The sequence below is a fragment of the Sphaerisporangium sp. NPDC049003 genome, assembly GCF_043197795.1.
In the GTDB taxonomy this organism is placed as follows: domain Bacteria; phylum Actinomycetota; class Actinomycetes; order Streptosporangiales; family Streptosporangiaceae; genus Sphaerisporangium.
Window position 1 is genome coordinate 38054 of record NZ_JBICTU010000028.1, and the last position, 17754, is coordinate 55807.

Here is a 17754-nt window from a genome sequence, read left to right on the forward strand (position 1 = left end):
GGAGCCAACCCCGATGACACACCATGACCTGCTGGCCACCTGCTGGACGACGGCCGGCGACGCCGTCCCCCTGCCCGGCCGGGACGCCAGCCCGCTACCGCTCCCCGCCCGCGTCGAGCAGGCGGCCCGCGCGGGGTTCACCGGCTTCGGGCTGATGCACGTCGACCTTGAGGCATTCCTGCGCACGTCGGACCTGCCGACGCTGCGGAAGATCCTCGACGACAACGGCATCACGACGCTCGAACTGGAGTTCCTCACCGACTGGTGGAAGGACGAGCCCGAACGCCACGAGTCGGACCGCACACTGAAGCTGCTGGTGGAGGCGTCGGAGGCGCTGTCCCCGCACCACGTCAAGGTCGGGCCCGACATCACGGGCGGCCCGTACGAGCGCGACCGCTGGGCGGCGGGATTCCACCGCGTCTGCGAGGCCTTCGCGGCGGCCGGGACGACCGTCGCGCTGGAGTTCATGCCGTTCTCCAACGTGGACACCCTCGCGCGGGGCCTCGACCTGGTGAGGACCGCGGACCACCCGGCGGGCGGTCTGATGGTCGACCTGTGGCACGTCGAGCGCGGCGGCGCCACCCTGGAGGAACTCGCCCAGGTCCCGCTCGGGCTCATCAAGGGCGTGGAGCTCGACGACGGCGACGCCCAGCAGGTCGGGGACGGCTACACCGACACCGTCCTGCGGCGGCGGCTGTGCGGCCAGGGCTCGTTCCGGGTCGCCGAGTTCATCAACGTCATGCGCGACATCGGCTGGACCGGGCCCTGGGGCGTCGAGATCCTCTCCGAGACCTACCGGACGCGCCCCCTCGAATCCGCCGTCGCCGAGGCGTACGCCACGGCGGCCGGCCGGTTCGGCGCCGCCGACGCGGCACGTGAGACCAACGGAAAGGAATAGGCAATGCGGCTGGCGGACAAGATCTGCATCGTCACCGGCGCCGCGAGCGGCATCGGCAGGGCCACGGCGGAACGGTTCGCGCGGGAGGGGGCCCTGGTCTACGCCGCCGACATCGCGGCCGACCCCCGCGACGAGGACCGCACCTTCCACAGGAAGCTCGATGTCTCCGACCTTTCCGCCTGGACGGGGCTGGTCGAGGAGATCGACGGCAGGCACGGGCGGGTCGACGTGCTGTTCAACTGCGCCGGCTTCGTCGGCTCCTACGACTCGCTGACCGAGATCCCCGTGGACGACTGGCACCGCATCGTCGCCACCAACCAGACGGGCGTCTTCTACGGAATGCGGTCGGTCATCCCCGTCATGCGGCGGGCCGGAGCCGGGGCGATCGTCAACATGTCCTCCGCGTGGGGGCTCATCGGCTCGGCCGGCGTAGCGGCGTACCAGGCGTCCAAGGGCGCCGTGACGGTCATGACCAAGAACGCCGCGATCTCCTACGCGGCCGACGGCATCCGGGTCAACTCCGTTCACCCCGGCCTCATCACCACGCCCATGACCGACGCGCAGGACCCGGAGATCTCGGCGGAGCTGGTGCGCCAGACCCCACTCGGCCGGGCCGGGAGCTCCGGCGAGGTCGCCAACGCCGTGCTGTTCCTCGCCTCGGACGAGGCGTCCTTCATCACCGGGGCGCAGCTCGTGGTCGACGGCGGCCTGATCGTCCACTGAGGAGGACTGTTGACGACGACCCACGAAGCGAGCGCGCCGCGCCGGGCCGTGGTGGTCCACCGCGGGGCGGGCGGCATCACGGTGAGCTGCGACCTGCTGCCCACGCCACCACTGGCCGCCGACGCCGTGCGCGTCCGCCCCGACTACGTCGGCATCTGCGGATCGGACCTGGAACAGATCTTCGGAGTGATGGACCCGGGCTTCGAGGTCGAGTTCCCGCACGTGCTCGGCCACGAGTGGGCCGGAGTGGTCCTTGAGGCGGGCCCGCGCGTCTCGCGGTTCCGCCCCGGCGACCGTGTGATCGGCCATGGCTCGCTCGGCGGCAACATCTGGTTCGGCGTGTCCACCGACGGTGCCATGGCCGACAACTTCACCGTGCCCGAGACGATGTGCTTCGCCGTGCCCCCCGCCGTCTCCTCGCTGCGCGCCGCCCTGGTCGAACCGCTCGCCTGCTGCCTGCAGGGCCTGCGTACCGCCGGGGGAGCCGACGCCGGGCACACCGTCGCGGTCTTCGGATGCGGCGCGATCGGGCTGTCCATGGTCGGCCTCGCCCGGAGCCTGGGCGCGCGGGTCGTCGCCGTCGATCCCAGCGGCGAACGGCTCAGGATCGCAGGCGCGCTCGGCGCGGACCACTGTGTCCAGGTCACCGACGATGAGGACACCGCGGCGAGCGTGCTGCGGGCCCTCGGCGGCCGGGGCGCGGACCTGGTCGTCGAGGCGTCGGGCGCCCCCTCGGCGCAGGCCGCGGTCTTCGACGTCACCGCCCGGGACGCGCGGCTGATGTTCATGGGCCTGTCGCACCGGCGGTCGGCCCAGGTCTCCCTGCACCAGATCCAGAACCACAACCTGCGGGTGCTCTCGTCCACCGGAGCCCCGCCGCACATCTGGGAGCCGGCGCTGCGGCTGCTCGACCGCACCGGGCTCGACCTCGAACCGCTGGTGTCCGACGTGTTCGCGTTCGAGGACTGCGCCGCCGCCCTTTCGGCCGCGCGGGACTCGGCCCGGCACGCCAAGGTGATGCTCAGCCCGGACGGCGGGCGGCGTACGTGAGCACCTCACACCTGTTCACGCCGCTGACCGTCCGGGGCACGACCTTCCGCAACCGTGCCTGGGTGTCACCGATGTGCCAGTACTCGGCCGTGGACGGGGTCGTGGGCGACTGGCACCTCGTCCACCTCGGGGCGCTCGCGAGCGGCGGCGCCGGCCTGATCGTCGCGGAGTCCACCGGCGTCACCCCGGCTGGGCGGATCAGCCCCCAGTGCGCCGGGCTGTGGTCGGACGAACAGGCCGAGGCGTGGGCGCGGGTCGTGCGGTACGCGCACCGCCAGGAGACGCCGCTCGGCATCCAGCTCTCCCACGCAGGGCGCAAGGGGTCGACCTCGACGCCGTGGACCGGCGAAGCGTGGGTGCCGCCCGCGGAGGGCGGCTGGCCGACGCTGGCGCCGTCCGCCGTTCCCTACGGCGACCTCCCTGCTCCGGCGGCCATGACCCTCGGCGACATCGACGCCACCCGGCGCGCCTTCGCCGCCGCCGCGGCGAGGGCCCTGGACGCGGGGTTCGACGTCGTGGAGCTGCACGCCGCCCACGGATACCTGCTGCACGAGTTCCTGTCCCCGCTGAGCAACCGGCGGCAGGACCGGTACGGCGGGTCCTACGAGAACCGGATGCGGTTCCCCCTCGAAGTGGTCGCCGCGGTGCGCGAGGAATGGCCCGCGGACCGCCCGCTGTTCGTCCGCGTCTCGGTGACCGACTGGGTGCCCGGCGGGTGGGACCTGGAGTCGTCGATCGGGTTCGCCCGCAGGCTGGCCGGCCTGGGCGTCGACCTCGTCGACTGCTCCTCGGGCGGGCTCGTGCCCGACGCCGAGATCCCCGCCGACGGGGCGTACCAGAGCGACCTGGCCCACGCGGTGCGCGAGGGCGCGGGCGTGCGCACCGCCGCCGTCGGAAGGATCACCGAGCCGGAACAGGCCGAGGCGCTCATCGGCTCGGCAAAGGCCGACGCGGTGCTCCTCGGCAGGGCCATGCTCCGCGACCCGCACTGGGCCCTGCGGGCCGCCGGCGCGGTGGGGGCCGCCGTGCCGTGGCCCGTGCAGTACGAGCGTGCCAAGCCGGGGCACCGGCGCATCGATTCACAAGAGCTGGAGGCGTCGTGAAGTACAGGTCCGAGCTGTTCATCGGTGGCCAATGGGTCGGGGGGACCTCGACCGTCCCCGTCAGAGACCCGGCGCTCGACGAGACCATCGCCGAGGTCGCCGTCGCCGGCGAGGACGAGTGCGCCCAGGCGGTCGACGCCGCCTCCTCGGCGCTCGGGCCCTGGGCCGCGCGCGCCCCGAGAGAGCGGGCCGAGATCCTGCGGCGGGCCTTCGAGCTGATGACCGCCGAGGCCGGCCAGATCGCCGAGCTCATCGTCCGCGAGAACGGCAAGGTGCTGGCCGACGCCAGGGCCGAGGTGACCTACGCCGCCGAGTTCTTCCGCTGGTTCGCCGAGGAGGCCGTCCGCGTCCAGGGCGACTACCGGCTCGCGCCGGGAGGCGACAAGCGCATCATCGTCACCCACCAGCCGGTCGGCGTCTCGCTGCTCATCACCCCGTGGAACTTCCCCGCCGCGATGGCAACCCGCAAGATCGGGCCGGCGCTCGCGGCCGGGTGCTCGGTCGTGCTCAAGCCCGCCACGGAGACCCCGCTCACCGCGCTGGCGATCGCCGACGTCCTGTGGCGCGCGGGGGTCCCCGACGGCGTGGTCAACGTCGTCGTCGCCGCCCCGACCGCCCAGCGGGTCCGCGAGATGTTGCACGACCCGCGCGTCACCAACCTGTCGTTCACGGGATCGACCGAGGTGGGGAGGGTCCTGCTGCACGAGGCGGCCGACCAGGTCGTGCGGACGTCGATGGAGCTCGGCGGCAACGCGCCGTTCCTGGTGCTGGCCGGCGCGGACGTCACCGCCGCCGTCCAGGGAGCGATGGTGGCCAAGCTGCGCAACGGCGGTGCGGCCTGCACAGCGGCCAACCGCTTCTACGTCCACCGGTCCGTCGCGAAGGAGTTCACCTCGGCCCTCGCGAACGCAATGGCAGGGCTGAAGGTCGGACCCGGCCTCGACCCGTCCAGCGAGATCGGCTCGCTGGTGTCCACCGCCGAGCGCGGGAAGGTCGCCGAGCTGGTGGAGTGCGCCACCGGAGCCGGAGCGCGGCCCGTCTCCGGCGGCTCGGTGCCGGCCGGGGCGGGCGCGTTCTACCCTCCGACGGTCCTCGCGGACGTCGCGCCGGACGCGGACATCCTCGACGTCGAGATCTTCGGGCCGGTCGCCCCGATCGTGACGTTCGACGACGAGGAGGAGGCGGTGGCCCGCGCCAACGGCACCCCCTTCGGGCTCATCAGCTACGTCTACTCCGGCGACCTGCGCCGAGGGCTTCAGGTCGCCGACAGGCTCGAATCCGGCATGGTCGCGGTCAACCGGGGCGTGTTGTCCGACCCGGCCGCGCCGTTCGGCGGATACAAGCAGAGCGGCCTCGGGCGCGAGGGCGGATTCGACGGCATCCACGAGTTCCTGGAGACCAAGTACATCGCCGCCGATGTGTGACGCACGACCCCATAACACCCGAATGGAGCGATAATGCAAGTGAACCTCGAAGGACGCAAGGTCCTCGTGACCGGAGGGGCCTCCGGCATCGGAGCGGCCGTCGTGCGCGCCATGCTCGCCGAAGGCGCCGACGTGGTCGCCGCCGACCATGACGAGAAGCTGCTGGCAGAGCTGGCGGCCGAGACCGGGGCGTCCGGCGGCGCCTTCGGCCCCGTCACTGCCGACCTTTCGACCCTGACCGGCTGCGAGACCGCCGTCGGAGCCGCGCTCGACATCCTCGGCGGCCTCGACATCCTGGTCAACAACGTGGGCACCGGCGCGGTCCGCGCGTTCGACCAGCTCACCGATGACGAGTGGCTGAGCACCATGAACCTCAACTTCATGAGCTACGTGCGGGTCAGCCGGGCCGCGCTGCCGCACCTGCGTGCCTCGCGGAACTCCCCGGTGATCATCAACAACGCCTCCGACCTGGCCCGGCAGCCCGAGACCCAGCCCATCGACTACGCCGCTTCCAAGGCGGCCGTCCTCGCGGTCACCAAGGGGCTGGCCCGCGCCGAGGGTCCGCACATCCGCGTCAACGCCGTGGCCCCGGGGCCCATCTGGACGCCGTTCTGGACCAAGCCCGGTGGCTTCGCCGACACCCTGTCCGAGCTGCACGGCCTGGAGCCGATGGCGGCCGTCGAGCACGAGATGCGGCTGCGGCAGCTCCCCCTGCACCGGCTCGGCACGCCCGAGGAGGTGGCCAACGTGATGGTGTTCCTGGCCAGCCCGCTGTCGTCGTTCGTGACCGGATCGGTCTGGGGCGTCGACGGCGGCAGCGTCCGCGCCCTCTACTGAGCACCGGCTTCGCGGCATCTTCGCAGGCGCGCCACCGTGCCACCTGCCCGGACAGAGTCAGGGGTTCCTTCCGCCAGATAGAGGACGGCGGCGACGGCCGGCAACACGGTCGCCGCTACGTCGGCCCCGCCACGCGCATCTTCGTCCCCCGGCTGGGCCTCAGAGCTTGCCGAGCCCGCGGGCCAGGATGGTGGCGGTCTTCGCGATGGCCTTGTTGTCGGTGGCGAGACCTGCGGAGCGGTTGGTGTAGATCGCCATGATGAGGGGCGCGGCGCCCTTCTCGGGCCAGATGGCGGCGATGTCGTTCCCACCGCCGAACCCCGAGGAGTTGGTGCCGGTCTTGTCGCCGATCGTCCAGGTCTTGGGCAGGCCGGCGCGGATGCGCTCGTCGCCGGTCTTGCTCGCGATCAGCCAGGCGTTGAGCTGCTCCCGGTCCTTGGCGTGCAGCGCCTTCCCAGTCGTGAGCGCGCGCAGGTCACGGCCGATGGCCGCGGGCGTGGTGGTGTCGCGCTTCTCTTTGGGGGTCCAGTCGTTGAGTTCGGGGTGCCGGCGGTCCATACGGGAGATCGGGTCCTTCAGCGTACGGAAGTACTTCGTCAGGCAGGCGGGCCCGCCGATCTGCGCGAGCAGCAGGTTGGACGCGGTGCCGTCGCTCAGCGTGACGGCCGCCTCGCACAGCTGCGCGACGCTCAGGCCGTCCTCGACGTGCTTCTCGGTGATCGGCGAGTTGGGCTTCAGATCGGCGGCCGTCCACTTGACGACCTTGCTCATCAGGCCGGGCTCGGAGGTGCGCGCCTTGTGCAGCACGGCCGCGCAGAGGGGCGCCTTGAAGGTGGACAGCAACGGGAAGCGCTCGCCCGCCCGATACGTCACCATCTTGCCGGTGGCCGTGTCGATGGCGTACGCGCCGATGCGGCCCTTGAAGGACACCTCCAGCTTGCGCAGGTCCTTCCTGACCTGGGCCTCTCCCGAAACCGCCGCCGGCGCCGTTGCCGCAGTCAGCGCCGTTGCCGCCGCTGGGGCCGCCGGGGCCGCCGCCGGCGGCGCGGTCGAGGCTGTTTTCGCGCCGAGGACGCAACCGGACAGGAGGGAGATCGCCAAGGCGGTCGCGGGCAGCGCGGCCGCGAGCCGGCGGGCGCGGAAGTATCGCATGTCAAATCCCTTGCTTGCCGTATGTCAGACAGTAGGAGCAAAGCAGATGCCCCGATGCGACGGCGGGCCGGAGCTGTTGACGGGTGGCACGGCGTTTCGTACGTTCCACGAGTCCAAGCCCGGCGATGACCTTGTCGACCTGCTCATCCAGGCCAGGGACGAGGACGACCGGCTGTCGGAAGGAGAGCTGGTCAACACCGTCTTCTCCCTCATCACGGCCGGTCACGAGACGACGGCCTCAATGATCGCCCGCGGTGTCTTCAGGTTGCTCCTCCACCCCGGCCAGTGGGCCGAGCTGGTAGCGGACCCGGCCCTCACGGCCACCGCGGTCGAGGAGATCCTCCGCTTCGACGGGCCGCCCGCCAGCGCCTTCATGCGCCGGGTGACCGAAGACATCGACCTTCCTAGTGGCTCGCTGGGCGCCGGGACGGTCGTCATGCCGAACCTGAACGCTGCCAACCACGATCCGCAGGCGTTTCCCGAGCCGGGGCGGTTCGACATCCACCGCTTCGTCCACCACCCCCCGAACCCGCATGTGGCATTCGGTTACGGCCCGCATCGCTGCCTGGCCGCCAGCCTCGCCAGGGTCGAGCTCACCGAGGCGATCAGAGCCTTGGTCACCCGGCGGCCCGCCCTCCGCCTGACCGCGTCACCCGAATCGGTGACCTGGACCGATGGTCTGGTCTACCGGCCCGTCGCCATGCAAGTGACCACGGGCGGATGACCTCATCCGTGTGAGCCGCTCGTTCATGATCGGAAATGTGCCCAGGCCGTGTGCGAAGTTTCCGCGACGCCACCGGCGCCCCCCGGTCAGAGTCGATCGGGGGGCGCCGGCCGTGTGTCACCGCTGGGACGGAGCGGGTGCCGGGATCACGGGTAGGAGGTGACGGTGGACGGGATGGTGGCGGTGCCGGAGGCCGGGGCGCCGGTGTCGTTGATGACGTGGTTGTACTTGCCCATGCCGCCGAGGGAGACGACGAGCACGCTGTGGAACTTCACGGTCGGCTTCACCGGGACCTCGAAGCCGTGGTCGGCCTCGATGGCGGGGTCGCTGGTGAAGTTGCAGTAGCTGCCGAGGCCCCAGCCCTCATGGGTGGTGACCGCGTTGCCCACCTTGTAGGCGGCCCAGCCCTTGACTGTGCCGTTCATGTACGCGGCCTGGCTCGGCGGGTCGTAGGGGAGCTCGTTCTGGAAGAAGATGGTGCGGCCGCGCTCGCCGAGCCACTCCACGTTGTACTTCTGGTAGTGCTCGACGAACAGGCCCGTGGCGAGCACGTCGTCGCCGTACACCCGCAGGCCGTAGTCGGCGGTGTTGACGTTCCAGCCGATGCCGCTGCCGTGGTCGCCACGCCAGAGCCAGGTGTGGTCGATGATCACGTCATCGCTGTAGACGGCCACGCTGGTCGTCGCCTTGCCGGCGAACTGCCCGCCGACGCGGACGAACACGTCCTGCATCGACGTCGGGTTGGCGGAGTGGTCGGTGTGGACGCCCTGCTGCCCGATCTCCAGCAGCGTGGGCGAGTTGACCGTGCCGGCGTCGATCAGGAAGCCGTTGAGCTTGACGCCGTCCACGTCGGCGACCTTGATCGCTGTGACGCCGTTGTCGGGGACCAGCGTCGCCAGTCCGAGACCCATGACGATGGTGTCCGCCCTGGTCACGTTGACCGTCTGGTTCAGGTGGTAGATGCCCGGGGTGAACAGCAGGTGCAGTCCCTGGGCGAGAGCCTGGTTGAGGGTCGCGGCGGTGACGCCCGGCTTGGCGACGTAGAACTGCTCGATCCCGATGGACGTGCCCGGGGTCGCGCCGCCCGCCCAGGTGGTGCCGCGCGCGTTGACGCGCTTGCTCGGGACGAACACCTTGTAGGCGTTGCCCTCCAGGTACAGGTACGGCTTCTCGCGGCTGATCGGCGTGTTGTTCAGCGTCGTGTACCGCGGCTCGGGGAAGCCGTTGGCCGGAGCGCCCTCCACGCCGGAGAAGACCATGTTCCAGACGCCGTTGGTCCAGCCGCCGATGCTGCTGTCGCGGGTGTACCACTGCTGCTGCGAGTACGGCCCGACCGTGCCGTCGATCTTGCTGTCGGCGATGTAGCCGCCGCTGGCCCAGCCGTAGCCGGAGGGCGCCAGGTTCAGCCCGCCCTTGATGTGCATCCGGCGGAACGGCGCGGCCTGGGCGACCGCCCAGCGGTTGGTGCCGTCGTAGGGGGCGACCGACAGGTTCTCGGTCGACCGCCAGAAGTTCTGGGTGGCGTTGCCGTTGAACCAGCCCGCGTCGACGCTGACGCCCTTCACGGTGACGTCGTCGGGGTTGCGGCCGAGGCCGTAGACCGAGGTGTAGAAGCCGGTGTTGACGTTGACGTCATAGCTTCCCGGCTTGAACATCAGCGCGTAGCGTCCCTCACCGAACTGCGCCGCCTCCTGCTGGGTGAAGATCTGGTTGATCTGCGCCTGGATGGTGGGGCCCGACATGGACGGGTCGAAGACCTTCACGTTCGGGCCGAGGTCACCGCCACCCGGCAGCTGCGGCCCGCCGCCCCCGGTCTTGGTGTGTACCGCGACCTCCCACAGGGAGTAGCCGTAGCCGGTCCCGCGGGCCGTGCCGTAGACACGGACGTAGCGGCCGTTGCCCGTCACGTCGTAGGACGCGTTGCCGCCGGTGCCGCCGGTGACCGTCTTCAGGTCGGTCCAGGTCGTGCCGTTGGCCGACGCCTGGATCGCGAAGTTCTTGCCGTAGGCGGCCTCCCAGTTCAGGTCGATCTTGCAGATGTCCTGAGCGGAGCCGAGGTCGACCTGCACCCACTGCGGGTCGCTGGAGAGGCTGGACCAGCGGGTGCCGGTGTTCCCGTCGAAGGCGTACTTCGCGGCCAGGTCGGCGCCCTGTTGCGAGGAGGCGGTCGCGGTCTTGTTCAGCGCGGCGTTGCCGGTGTCGCACGGGCCGGTGGTGCCGCCGGTGTCGCCGTACACCTGGAACTCCCAGAGGGAGTAGCCGTAGCCGGTGGCGCGGGTGCTGCCGAGCATCCGGACGTAGCGGCCGTTGCCCGTCACCGTCCAGGTCTCGGTGCCGCCGGTGCCGCCGGTGACCGACTTCAGGTCGGTCCAGTTCGTGCCGTCTGTCGAGGACTGGACCTTGTACGCGGTGGCGTAGGCGGCTTCCCAGTTCAGCACGACCTTGCTGATGGGGGCCGCGGCGCCGAGGTCCACCTGGAGCCACTGCGGGTCGCTTGCGGCGCTGGACCAGCGGGTGGCGGTGTTGCCGTCCACGGCGTAGGCGGCGGGGGTGCCGGCGTTCTCCGTGGACGAGGCCGTCACGGTTTTGCCCTGCGAGAGCAGGGTCTCTGCGGCGTGCGCCGGGGCGGCGACCGCGGGTACGGCCAGTAGAGCGCCCAGGACCGCCAGCGCGGTCCCGATGGATCGGAGTCTCATGTCATTCCGTTTCCACATTTCGAAGGTACGGGGGGGTGCGGGGGCGACTCCCGCCCACGGATGCGTACGGTGCTCGGCCAGGGCCGGTGGATCGGGCACCGCTCGCGAGGGCGGGGTGTTCGGCATCTGGGAGCGACTAGCCGTAGGAGGTGCCGCGCCGGGGGAGGGGGGGCGGACGCCGACGGCGGGCGCCGTGGACCGGGAGCCGGCCGTCATGGCGGTGATCGGACCGCGTTCCAGCTCGCCGAAGGGGAACCGGCCCGAACGTCGACCTGGATACACGATCTCTCCTCGTGAAAGGGGATGCCTGCCGCACGGGCGACAGGAGTGGGGAGAGCGCTCTCCGACATGAGAGTGCCCTTCACGAGCGATCGGTGTCAAGGCTCATCTTTCAACACGGAAGAAACGTGCTGCTTACCCGCCGGAAACCTGGCCGACCGGATGTCGTCCCTCAGGAGCGTGATGGCCGGGGCGCTCGATTCCCGCCCAGGTGACGGAGGCCGTCGGCGGACCTCCGTCCGCCAACGGCCTCGACCATCGGTTCTGATTGGGCGCGCTTCCACCTTGACAACCCGTGACAGCACGGATAACTCTCTAGGAGAGCGCTCTCCCCCTTTTGGCGTCCCGGCTCCCCCCTCGAACCGAAGGACAGGCCCAGTGCCCTGGATCTACGTCATACGCCACGCTTCTCGGCTGCTCGGCCGTTCCCGCGCGGTGCGGCGGCCGGCGGCAGGGGACCGAGGAGCCCGGGGCTCGTCAGGCGCACGGCGCGGCCCGGTCGCTACTCCTCGATGTGGATGGCCAGCGCGGGGCACACGGCCGCGGCCTGGCGGACGTCGCCGGCCAGTTCGGCGGGCGGGGTGGGGTTGAGCAGCACCACGATGCCGTCCTCGTCGCGCTGGTCGAACACGTCCATGGCGGCCGTCACGCACTGCCCCGAAGCGACGCACTTGTCCTGATCGATGATTATCTTCACGAGATCCCCTCGATTGCCGTTGCTGCGGATGCCGGTGACGTCACCAGGTCACGGGGAGCTCGTAGACGCCGTAGACCTGCCCGTCGTGCTTGAAGGGGATCTGGTCAAGATCCGTCGCCAGGCGCAGGGTCGGGACGCGCCGGTAGAGGGTGCTGTAGACAACCTGGAGCTCCATCCGGGCCAGCGGCTGGCCGAGGCACTGGTGCACCCCGAAACCGAAGGCCACGTGGAGGCGGGCGTCGCGGCGGATGTCCAGCTCGTCGGGGTCGGCGAACATCGCGGGGTCGCGGTTGCCGATGTCGTTCGGCATGATCAGCCCGTCGCCGGCGCGGATCACCTGGCCGGCGATCTCGATGTCCTCAAGCGCGACCCGGCGGCGTCCGCTGTGGGTGATGTTGAGGTAGCGCAGCAGCTCCTCCACCGCCCCGGCGACCAGCTTCGGATCGTCGCCGTCACGCAGGAGGTCCAGTTGCCGGGGGTGCCGCAGCAGGGCCAGCGTGCCGAGAGCGATCATATTCGCGGTGGTCTCGTGCCCGGCGATGAGCAGGAGCACGCCCATCTGGGCCGCTTCCTGGCGCGACAGCTCCCCGGCCCTGACCCGTCCGGCGAGCTGGGACAGCAGGTCCTCGCCGGGCTCGGCGAGCTTGCGGTCCACCAGTTCGTTCAGGTACTCGGTCAGCCGGCCGGACGCGGCGGCCCGCTGCTCGGGCGTCACGCTGCGCTTGATGACGGTCTTGCTGTTGTCCTGGAAGAAGTCGTGGTCGGCGTACGGAACCCCGAGCAGTTCGCAGATCACCAGCGAGGGCACCGGCAGGGCGAACGCCTCGACCAGGTCGACGGGCTTCGGGCCGGCGAGCAGGTCGTCGATGAGGTCGTCCACGATCTTCCGCACGGCCGGGCGCAGGGCCTCCACCCGCTTGATGGCGAACGGAGCCGTCACCATCCGCCGCAGCCGGGCGTGTTCGGGGTCGTCCATCATGATGAAGCTCAGGGACCCGCCGGTGTACGGGGTGTGGCTCGGATAGCCGGGGCGGGTGATGTCGGCGCTGACCCTCGGGTCGGCCAGCAGGGCCCGCTGCTCGGCGTGGCGGGTCACCAGCCATGGTGTGCTGCCGTCCCACAGCTTGACCTTCGCCAGCGGGCCGTCCCCTTGCAGGGCCAGCAGCGCCGGAGGCGGATCGAACGGGCAGCCCGCCGCCCTGGTGCCAGGGAAGAACTCCACCGTTTCTGTCATCGGTCGATTCCTTTCGAAGTCACAGTGTTGGAGCGCGGCCGGCCGCGTCGCCGATCTGCGGGCGGCGCAGGCGAGCTTGCTTGGGCATGTTCCAGCCGAGGACGGCGGTGATCGTGCCGTCGCGGCGGTAGAGCGCGACGAAGCGGCGCGCGGCCAGGTCGCCTTCCACGACGATGACCTCCGCGTCGGCGGACGGCGTCCCGTGGACATGGATCCTGGCGTCGAACTGGTCGGTCCAGAAGTAGGGGACGGGCCGGTAGGGCCGGTCGTCGCCGAGGATGTTGGCCGCGACGAGGTCGGCCTGTTCGGTGGCATTGGTCCGGTTCTCCAGCCGCAGCGACGTGCCTGCCGTGTCGTGGTGCCAGCGGGCCACGTCGCCGGCCGCGTAGACGCCTGTGGCCGCGCGGCAGCGGGAGTCGCACACCAGTCCGTTGTCCAGCCGCAGGCCGCTGCCGGCGAGCCAGCCGGTCGCCGGGTCGGCCCCGACCGCGACCACGACCACGTCGGCGGGCAGCACCTCGCCGGTGTCCAGGCGCACGCCCGTGACTCGCCCGCCCTGCCCGGCGAGCCCGCTGACGGCGGCGCCGAGCCGCAGGCGCACCCCGCGCTCGGTGTGCAGTTCGGCCAGCAGCCCCGCGATCGCCGGTCCGAGCGGGCCGGCCAGGGGCGCCGGTTGAGGGCCGGCCATCGTGACGGCCAGTCCCATCCCTCGCGCGGTGGCGGCGATCTCGGCGCCGAGCACCCCGTCGCCGACGACCACGCATCGCGAGGAAGCCAGCAGGTCCGCCCGCAGCGCCAGGGCGTCGTCCAGCGTGCGCAGCGTGTGGACCCCGGACAGCCCGGCCTGCCCGGCGAGCGTGCGAGGCCGCAGTCCGGTGGCGACGACGACGGCGCCGGCGCGCAGGGCACGTCCGGACGCGGTGTGGACGGTGCGCGTCCGGGTGTCCAGGCCGACGGCCGCGTCGCCGAGCACGAACTCGGCGTCCAGCGCCACCAGCGCCGCCTCGGGCCGTAGCCGGGCCCGGTCAGGATCCCAGGCGCCGGCCAGGACCTGCTTGGACAGCGGCGGACGGTCGTAGGGCAGGTGCGGCTCCGCGCCCAGGATGCTCAGGCCGCCCCGGTAGCCCTTGCGGCGCAGCGCCTCGGCGGTGGCGATCCCGGCCGCGGAGGCGCCGACCACCACGACGCCGGACGGATCGGTCACACGCTCTCGCTCAGCTCGATGGCGGCGGCGGGGCAGACGGCGGCGGCTTCACGCACGCTCGCGCGCAGGTGCTCGGCGGGCTCCGCCGCCAGCAGGATCACGATGCCGTCGTCTTCGCGCTGGTCGAACACCTCGGGCGCGAGCAGTACGCACTGGCCCGCGCCGCAGCATTTGCCCTCGTCCACGCTGATCTTCACAGATCTGCTTCCTTCCTGTCTCAGGGGATGCGCGCGTCCGGCGTCACGGGCGCGGACCACAGCCCGACGATCGCGTCGATCAGCCCGTTCGCGACGCCGTGCCAGCTGGAGCGGGGGGTCGGCTTACCGCCGGCCAGGGCGCGTTCGTGCTCGGCGCACACGTGCACCATCAGGTGACTGGTCATGTCGCCGCGCTCGGCCCGCACCTCGGCCGGGAGCGCGGGAAGGCAGCGGTGCAGCCCGTCGACGATCTGGACGAGCGTGGGCGAGGTGAGAGCCTCCTCGATCATGATGTCGCGCAGTGCGGGGTCGGTCATCACCTGCGCGCCGAACCGGGCGAACCAGGTCGGGTTCCCCATGGCGGCCAGGTGCTCGCAGACCGGACGCACCAGGCAGGACACCCAGTCGCGTACTTCGGTGGAGCCGCTGACCTCGGCCACCATCCGCCGGCGGATGCCCTCGATCCGCTCGGCGTTCTTGCGCGCTATGGCCCGCACCAGGTCGGCTTTGGTGCCGAAGTGGTAGCCGACCGCCGCGTTGTTGCCCTGTCCGGCGGCCTCGCTCACCTGACGGTTGGACACGGCGAACACCCCGTGCTCGGCGAACAACCGCTCGGCGGCCTCCAGGATGTGCTCCCGCGTCGCGCTGACCCGCTCGGCTCGGAACGTCCTGCCGTCCATGATCACCACCGCACCGGGACCTCGCGCAGCCCGCCGACGACCAGCCCCTCAAGGCGGCGCAGGTCCGCGACCGCGACGGCCAGCTCCAGGGACGGGAGCCTGCGTACCAGCACCTCCAGTACGACCTGCAGCTCGGTGCGGGCCAGCGACTGCCCGAGGCACGAGTGCGCCCCGGCGCCGAAGGCCAGGTGCGGGTTCGGGCTGCGGCCGAGGTCCATGTCGCCGGCGCCGTCGAAGACGCTCTCGTCGCGGTTGGCCGCCGCCATGCTGCACACCACCGTCGTGCCGCGCGGCAGCAGCGTCCCCCCGACCTCCGCCTCCTCGCCCAGATAGCGCGGCATGCCGAACCCCGAGTTGGCGTCGAACCGCAGCGCCTCCTCCACCGCCGGACGTACCAGCGACCGGTCGGCCACCAGCCGCTCCCAGCGCCGCCGGTCGGCCAGCAGCATGCCCACCATCTTCCCGATCATGTTGGCCGTGGTCTCGTGCCCGGCCACCAGCAAGGCGATGCCGGTGGCCACCAGCTCCGAATCGGACAGCCCGCCGCCCTCGGCATCGGTGCCCCTGATCAGCTCGCTGAGCAGGTCGTCATCCGGCTCGGCCCGCTTGGCGGCGACGTGAGCGGCCATGTACCGGACGAACTCGGCCTGCGCCGCGTCGATCTCCGCTTGGCCGTACCGTGTGAGGTTGAGCAGCGTGTCGGACCAGTAGGCGAACCTGTCCCGATCGGCGGCGGGGACGCCGAGCAGATCGCAGATCACGTACACCGGCAGCGGGAAACCGAGGCTCGCCTTGAGATCGGCCGGATGCCCGAGCGCGACCATGTCGTCGACGAGCCGCTCGGCCATCGCCTCGATGCCGGGCCGCAGCGCCGCCATCCGCTTGGCCGTGAACCACTTGCCGACCAGGCGCCGCCACCGCTGGTGCCCATCCCCGCCCTGCGGGATCGTCATCGCCATCTCGGTGTTGAAGACCCCTCCCGACTCGCTGTCGGAGATCCGGGCCGCGTCCTTCGCGTTCAGCCGCCGGGTGAACCGCGGATCGGACAGCACCTGCCTGACATCGTCGTAGCGGGTCAGCAGCGACGCCTCGTCACCGCTGGGGAGCTTCACCAGGGCCACGGGGCACCGCTGCCGCAGCCGGGCCCACTCCGCGGGCGGTTCCAGCGCCGCCGCGCCCGGAATCGGATAGCTCAGCACCTGCTCGCCGTCACCTTGGCTCACTGCGGCCTCCTCCGAATCTGACTGCCCGTGTGCGGTCAGTAAACACGGGCTGTTATTTTAAGTCAAGCGCTTGAATTATTACCTTTTGCCGCCAGCCGAGTCGGAGGCTTCGCCATGCCCCCTGTCCCCGCCGCACCCGCCCAGGCAGCCGGCCCGCCGCGTGCGAACACCATCGTGGTGGTGCTGGCTCTCGCGGGGATCGTCGTCGCGCTCATGCAGACCCTGGTGATCCCGCTGATCCCCCAGCTCCCCACGCTGGTGAGAGCCTCGGCGTCCGACACCACCTGGGCGATCACCGCCACGCTGCTCGCCAGCGCCATCGCGACGCCGGTGGTGGGACGGCTGGGAGACATGTACGGCAAGCGGCGCATGCTCCTGCTCAGCCTCGTCCTGCTGGTCGCCGGTTCGGTCGTCGCCGCCCTCAGCGACACCCTGGCGCCCCTGGTCGCCGGACGCGCCCTTCAGGGCCTGGCCGCAGGCGTCATCCCGCTGGGCATCAGCATCATGCGCGACGAGCTGCCGGCAGAACGGCTCGGCGCCGCGACCGCGCTGATGAGCGCCTCGCTCGGCGTGGGCGGCGCTCTCGGCCTGCCCGCGGCGGCCCTGTTGGTCGAACGGGCCGACTGGCACGCGTTGTTCTGGACGGCCGCCGGCCTGGGCGCGGCCGCCATCGTCCTGGTGCTGAGGCTCGTACCGGAGTCCGCCGTCCGCACCGGAGGACGCTTCGACCTGGTGGGCGCGGCCGGGCTGTCGATCGGGCTGCTGTGCCTGCTGCTGGCCATCTCCAAGGGGGCCGGCTGGGGCTGGGCCGGGGCCTGGACCCTCGGCCTGTTCGGCGCGTCGGCCGCCGTGCTCCTGCTGTGGGGCTGGTGGGAGCTGCGCGCCGGGCAGCCCCTGGTGGACCTGCGCACCACCGCTCGCCGGCAGGTGCTGTTCACCAACCTCGCCTCCGCGGTGTTCGGGTTCGCGATGTTCGCGATGTCCCTGGTGCTCCCGCAGGTGCTGCAGTTGCCGAAGGCCACCGGCTACGGTCTCGGGGAGTCGATGCTCACCGTGGGCCTGGTGCTGGCGCCGTCCGGTCTGGTGATGATGGCCACGGCACCGCTGTCCGCGCGCGTCTCGAAGGCCAGGGGCCCGAAGGTGACGCTGATGCTCGGCGCCGTCGTGGTCGCCGCCGGCTACGGCCTGAGCATCGGGCTCATGTCGGAGATCTGGCACCTCGTGCTCGTGTCGGCCGTGATCGGAGCCGGGATCGGCCTCGCTTACGGAGCCATGCCCGCGCTCGTCATGGGGGCCGTGCCGGTGTCGGAGACGGCCGCCGCCAACAGCCTCAACACGCTGATGCGGGCCATGGGGACCTCGGTGTCGAGCGCGGTGGCAGGCGTCGTCCTGGCGCAGATGACCGTCACATTCGGCTCCGTCGCCCTCCCGTCCGCGGACGGCTTCCGTGTGGTCATGGCCATCGGCGCCGGCGCGGCGCTCGTCGCCCTGCTGTTCGCGTCCTTCCTTCCCCGCCGCGCCACCGCCACGGCGACGCCGCACGACATCGCCCCGGCGCCGGCCACGGTGCCCTCCGCGGGTTCGTGACCACGCGGTGGCCGACCGCGAGCGGGGCGAGGCGCCCGGGTCCACC

Annotated in this window: 16 protein-coding genes; 8 read left to right on the top strand and 8 right to left on the bottom strand. The window is 71.4% G+C overall.

From position 1 onward, the window contains the following. Positions 1–13 precede the first annotated feature (13 nt). The 6 genes from ACGFIV_RS28090 to ACGFIV_RS28115 are packed head-to-tail and all read left to right on the top strand — an operon-like array spanning position 14 to position 6035. Entirely contained in the window at positions 14–898 is an 885-nt protein-coding gene (locus ACGFIV_RS28090; protein ID WP_358557174.1) for a sugar phosphate isomerase/epimerase, read from the top strand. Positions 899–901: 3 nt separating this feature from the next. Further along, the gene (locus tag ACGFIV_RS28095; RefSeq protein WP_358557177.1) at positions 902–1621 is read left to right on the top strand and encodes an SDR family oxidoreductase; all 720 of its coding nucleotides are present in this window, start codon (positions 902–904) and stop codon (positions 1619–1621) included. A gap of 9 nt (positions 1622–1630) precedes the next feature. Beyond that, on the top strand, positions 1631–2671 hold the full coding sequence (locus ACGFIV_RS28100; RefSeq protein ID WP_358557180.1) for a zinc-binding dehydrogenase: 1041 nt from the start codon (positions 1631–1633) through the stop codon (positions 2669–2671). Beyond that, entirely contained in the window at positions 2668–3774 is a 1107-nt protein-coding gene (locus tag ACGFIV_RS28105; RefSeq protein ID WP_358557183.1) for an NADH:flavin oxidoreductase/NADH oxidase, read from the top strand. Before ACGFIV_RS28100 ends, ACGFIV_RS28105 begins: the two co-directional genes overlap by 4 nt. Beyond that, positions 3771–5198, top strand: a complete 1428-nt coding sequence (locus ACGFIV_RS28110) for an NAD-dependent succinate-semialdehyde dehydrogenase (RefSeq protein ID WP_392838163.1) — start codon at positions 3771–3773, stop codon at positions 5196–5198. The genes ACGFIV_RS28105 and ACGFIV_RS28110 overlap by 4 nt, the downstream gene beginning before the upstream one ends. Positions 5199–5231: 33 nt before the next feature. After that, positions 5232–6035: an SDR family NAD(P)-dependent oxidoreductase gene (locus tag ACGFIV_RS28115; RefSeq protein WP_392838164.1), complete on the top strand. Its 804-nt coding sequence runs from the start codon at positions 5232–5234 to the stop codon at positions 6033–6035. Between the two features lie 159 nt (positions 6036–6194). On the opposite strand, the gene bla is transcribed toward ACGFIV_RS28115, so the two are convergent. Further along, positions 6195–7187, bottom strand: a complete 993-nt coding sequence (gene bla / locus ACGFIV_RS28120; RefSeq protein ID WP_392838165.1) for a class A beta-lactamase — start codon at positions 7185–7187, stop codon at positions 6195–6197. Positions 7188–7233: 46 nt separating this feature from the next. Here bla and ACGFIV_RS28125 point away from each other — a divergent pair, with 46 nt between their 5' ends. Beyond that, positions 7234–7911 (top strand): cytochrome P450, encoded by a 678-nt coding sequence (locus ACGFIV_RS28125; RefSeq protein ID WP_392838166.1) that lies wholly within the window; start codon positions 7234–7236, stop codon positions 7909–7911. A 146-nt stretch (positions 7912–8057) separates the two neighbouring features. Here ACGFIV_RS28125 and ACGFIV_RS28130 read toward each other — a convergent pair whose 3' ends face one another. The 7 genes from ACGFIV_RS28130 to ACGFIV_RS28160 form a co-directional block, all read right to left on the bottom strand. Continuing rightward, positions 8058–10607, bottom strand: coding sequence for a discoidin domain-containing protein (locus tag ACGFIV_RS28130; RefSeq protein WP_392838167.1), 2550 nt, complete (start codon positions 10605–10607; stop codon positions 8058–8060). 781 nt (positions 10608–11388) lie between these two features. After that, entirely contained in the window at positions 11389–11583 is a 195-nt protein-coding gene (locus tag ACGFIV_RS28135; protein ID WP_358561125.1) for a ferredoxin, read from the bottom strand. Between the two features lie 40 nt (positions 11584–11623). Then, positions 11624–12817 carry a cytochrome P450 gene (locus tag ACGFIV_RS28140; RefSeq protein ID WP_358561122.1) on the bottom strand — a complete coding sequence of 398 codons (1194 nt, stop codon included), beginning with the start codon at positions 12815–12817 and terminating at the stop codon, positions 11624–11626. A gap of 19 nt (positions 12818–12836) precedes the next feature. After that, a complete protein-coding gene (locus ACGFIV_RS28145) occupies positions 12837–14021 on the bottom strand; it encodes an NAD(P)/FAD-dependent oxidoreductase (protein ID WP_392838168.1) in 1185 nt (394 codons plus the stop codon). Further along, entirely contained in the window at positions 14018–14218 is a 201-nt protein-coding gene (locus ACGFIV_RS28150; RefSeq protein WP_358560758.1) for a 4Fe-4S domain-containing protein, read from the bottom strand. The genes ACGFIV_RS28145 and ACGFIV_RS28150 overlap by 4 nt, the downstream gene beginning before the upstream one ends. A gap of 20 nt (positions 14219–14238) precedes the next feature. Then, complete coding sequence (locus tag ACGFIV_RS28155; RefSeq protein ID WP_358560760.1) at positions 14239–14898, bottom strand: TetR family transcriptional regulator; 660 nt, start codon at positions 14896–14898, stop codon at positions 14239–14241. 2 nt (positions 14899–14900) lie between these two features. After that, positions 14901–16121, bottom strand: a complete 1221-nt coding sequence (locus tag ACGFIV_RS28160) for a cytochrome P450 (protein ID WP_392838169.1) — start codon at positions 16119–16121, stop codon at positions 14901–14903. Positions 16122–16235: 114 nt separating this feature from the next. Between ACGFIV_RS28160 and ACGFIV_RS28165 the strand changes: the two genes are divergently transcribed. Beyond that, complete coding sequence (locus ACGFIV_RS28165; RefSeq protein WP_392838170.1) at positions 16236–17708, top strand: MFS transporter; 1473 nt, start codon at positions 16236–16238, stop codon at positions 17706–17708. The last annotated feature ends 46 nt before the right edge of the window (positions 17709–17754 follow it).

Bases quoted from the DNA above. Each gene is read 5' to 3' on its own strand.
- ACGFIV_RS28090 (WP_358557174.1), top strand. From the start codon at position 14: ATGACACACCATGACCTGCTGGCCACCTGCTGGACGACGGCCGGCGAC.
- ACGFIV_RS28095 (WP_358557177.1), top strand. From the start codon at position 902: ATGCGGCTGGCGGACAAGATCTGCATCGTCACCGGCGCCGCGAGCGGC.
- ACGFIV_RS28115 (WP_392838164.1), top strand. From the start codon at position 5,232: ATGCAAGTGAACCTCGAAGGACGCAAGGTCCTCGTGACCGGAGGGGCC.
- bla (WP_392838165.1), bottom strand. From the start codon at position 7,187: ATGCGATACTTCCGCGCCCGCCGGCTCGCGGCCGCGCTGCCCGCGACC.
- ACGFIV_RS28125 (WP_392838166.1), top strand. From the start codon at position 7,234: ATGCCCCGATGCGACGGCGGGCCGGAGCTGTTGACGGGTGGCACGGCG.
- ACGFIV_RS28130 (WP_392838167.1), bottom strand. From the start codon at position 10,607: ATGAGACTCCGATCCATCGGGACCGCGCTGGCGGTCCTGGGCGCTCTA.
- ACGFIV_RS28140 (WP_358561122.1), bottom strand. From the start codon at position 12,817: ATGACAGAAACGGTGGAGTTCTTCCCTGGCACCAGGGCGGCGGGCTGC.
- ACGFIV_RS28155 (WP_358560760.1), bottom strand. From the start codon at position 14,898: ATGGACGGCAGGACGTTCCGAGCCGAGCGGGTCAGCGCGACGCGGGAG.
- ACGFIV_RS28165 (WP_392838170.1), top strand. From the start codon at position 16,236: ATGCCCCCTGTCCCCGCCGCACCCGCCCAGGCAGCCGGCCCGCCGCGT.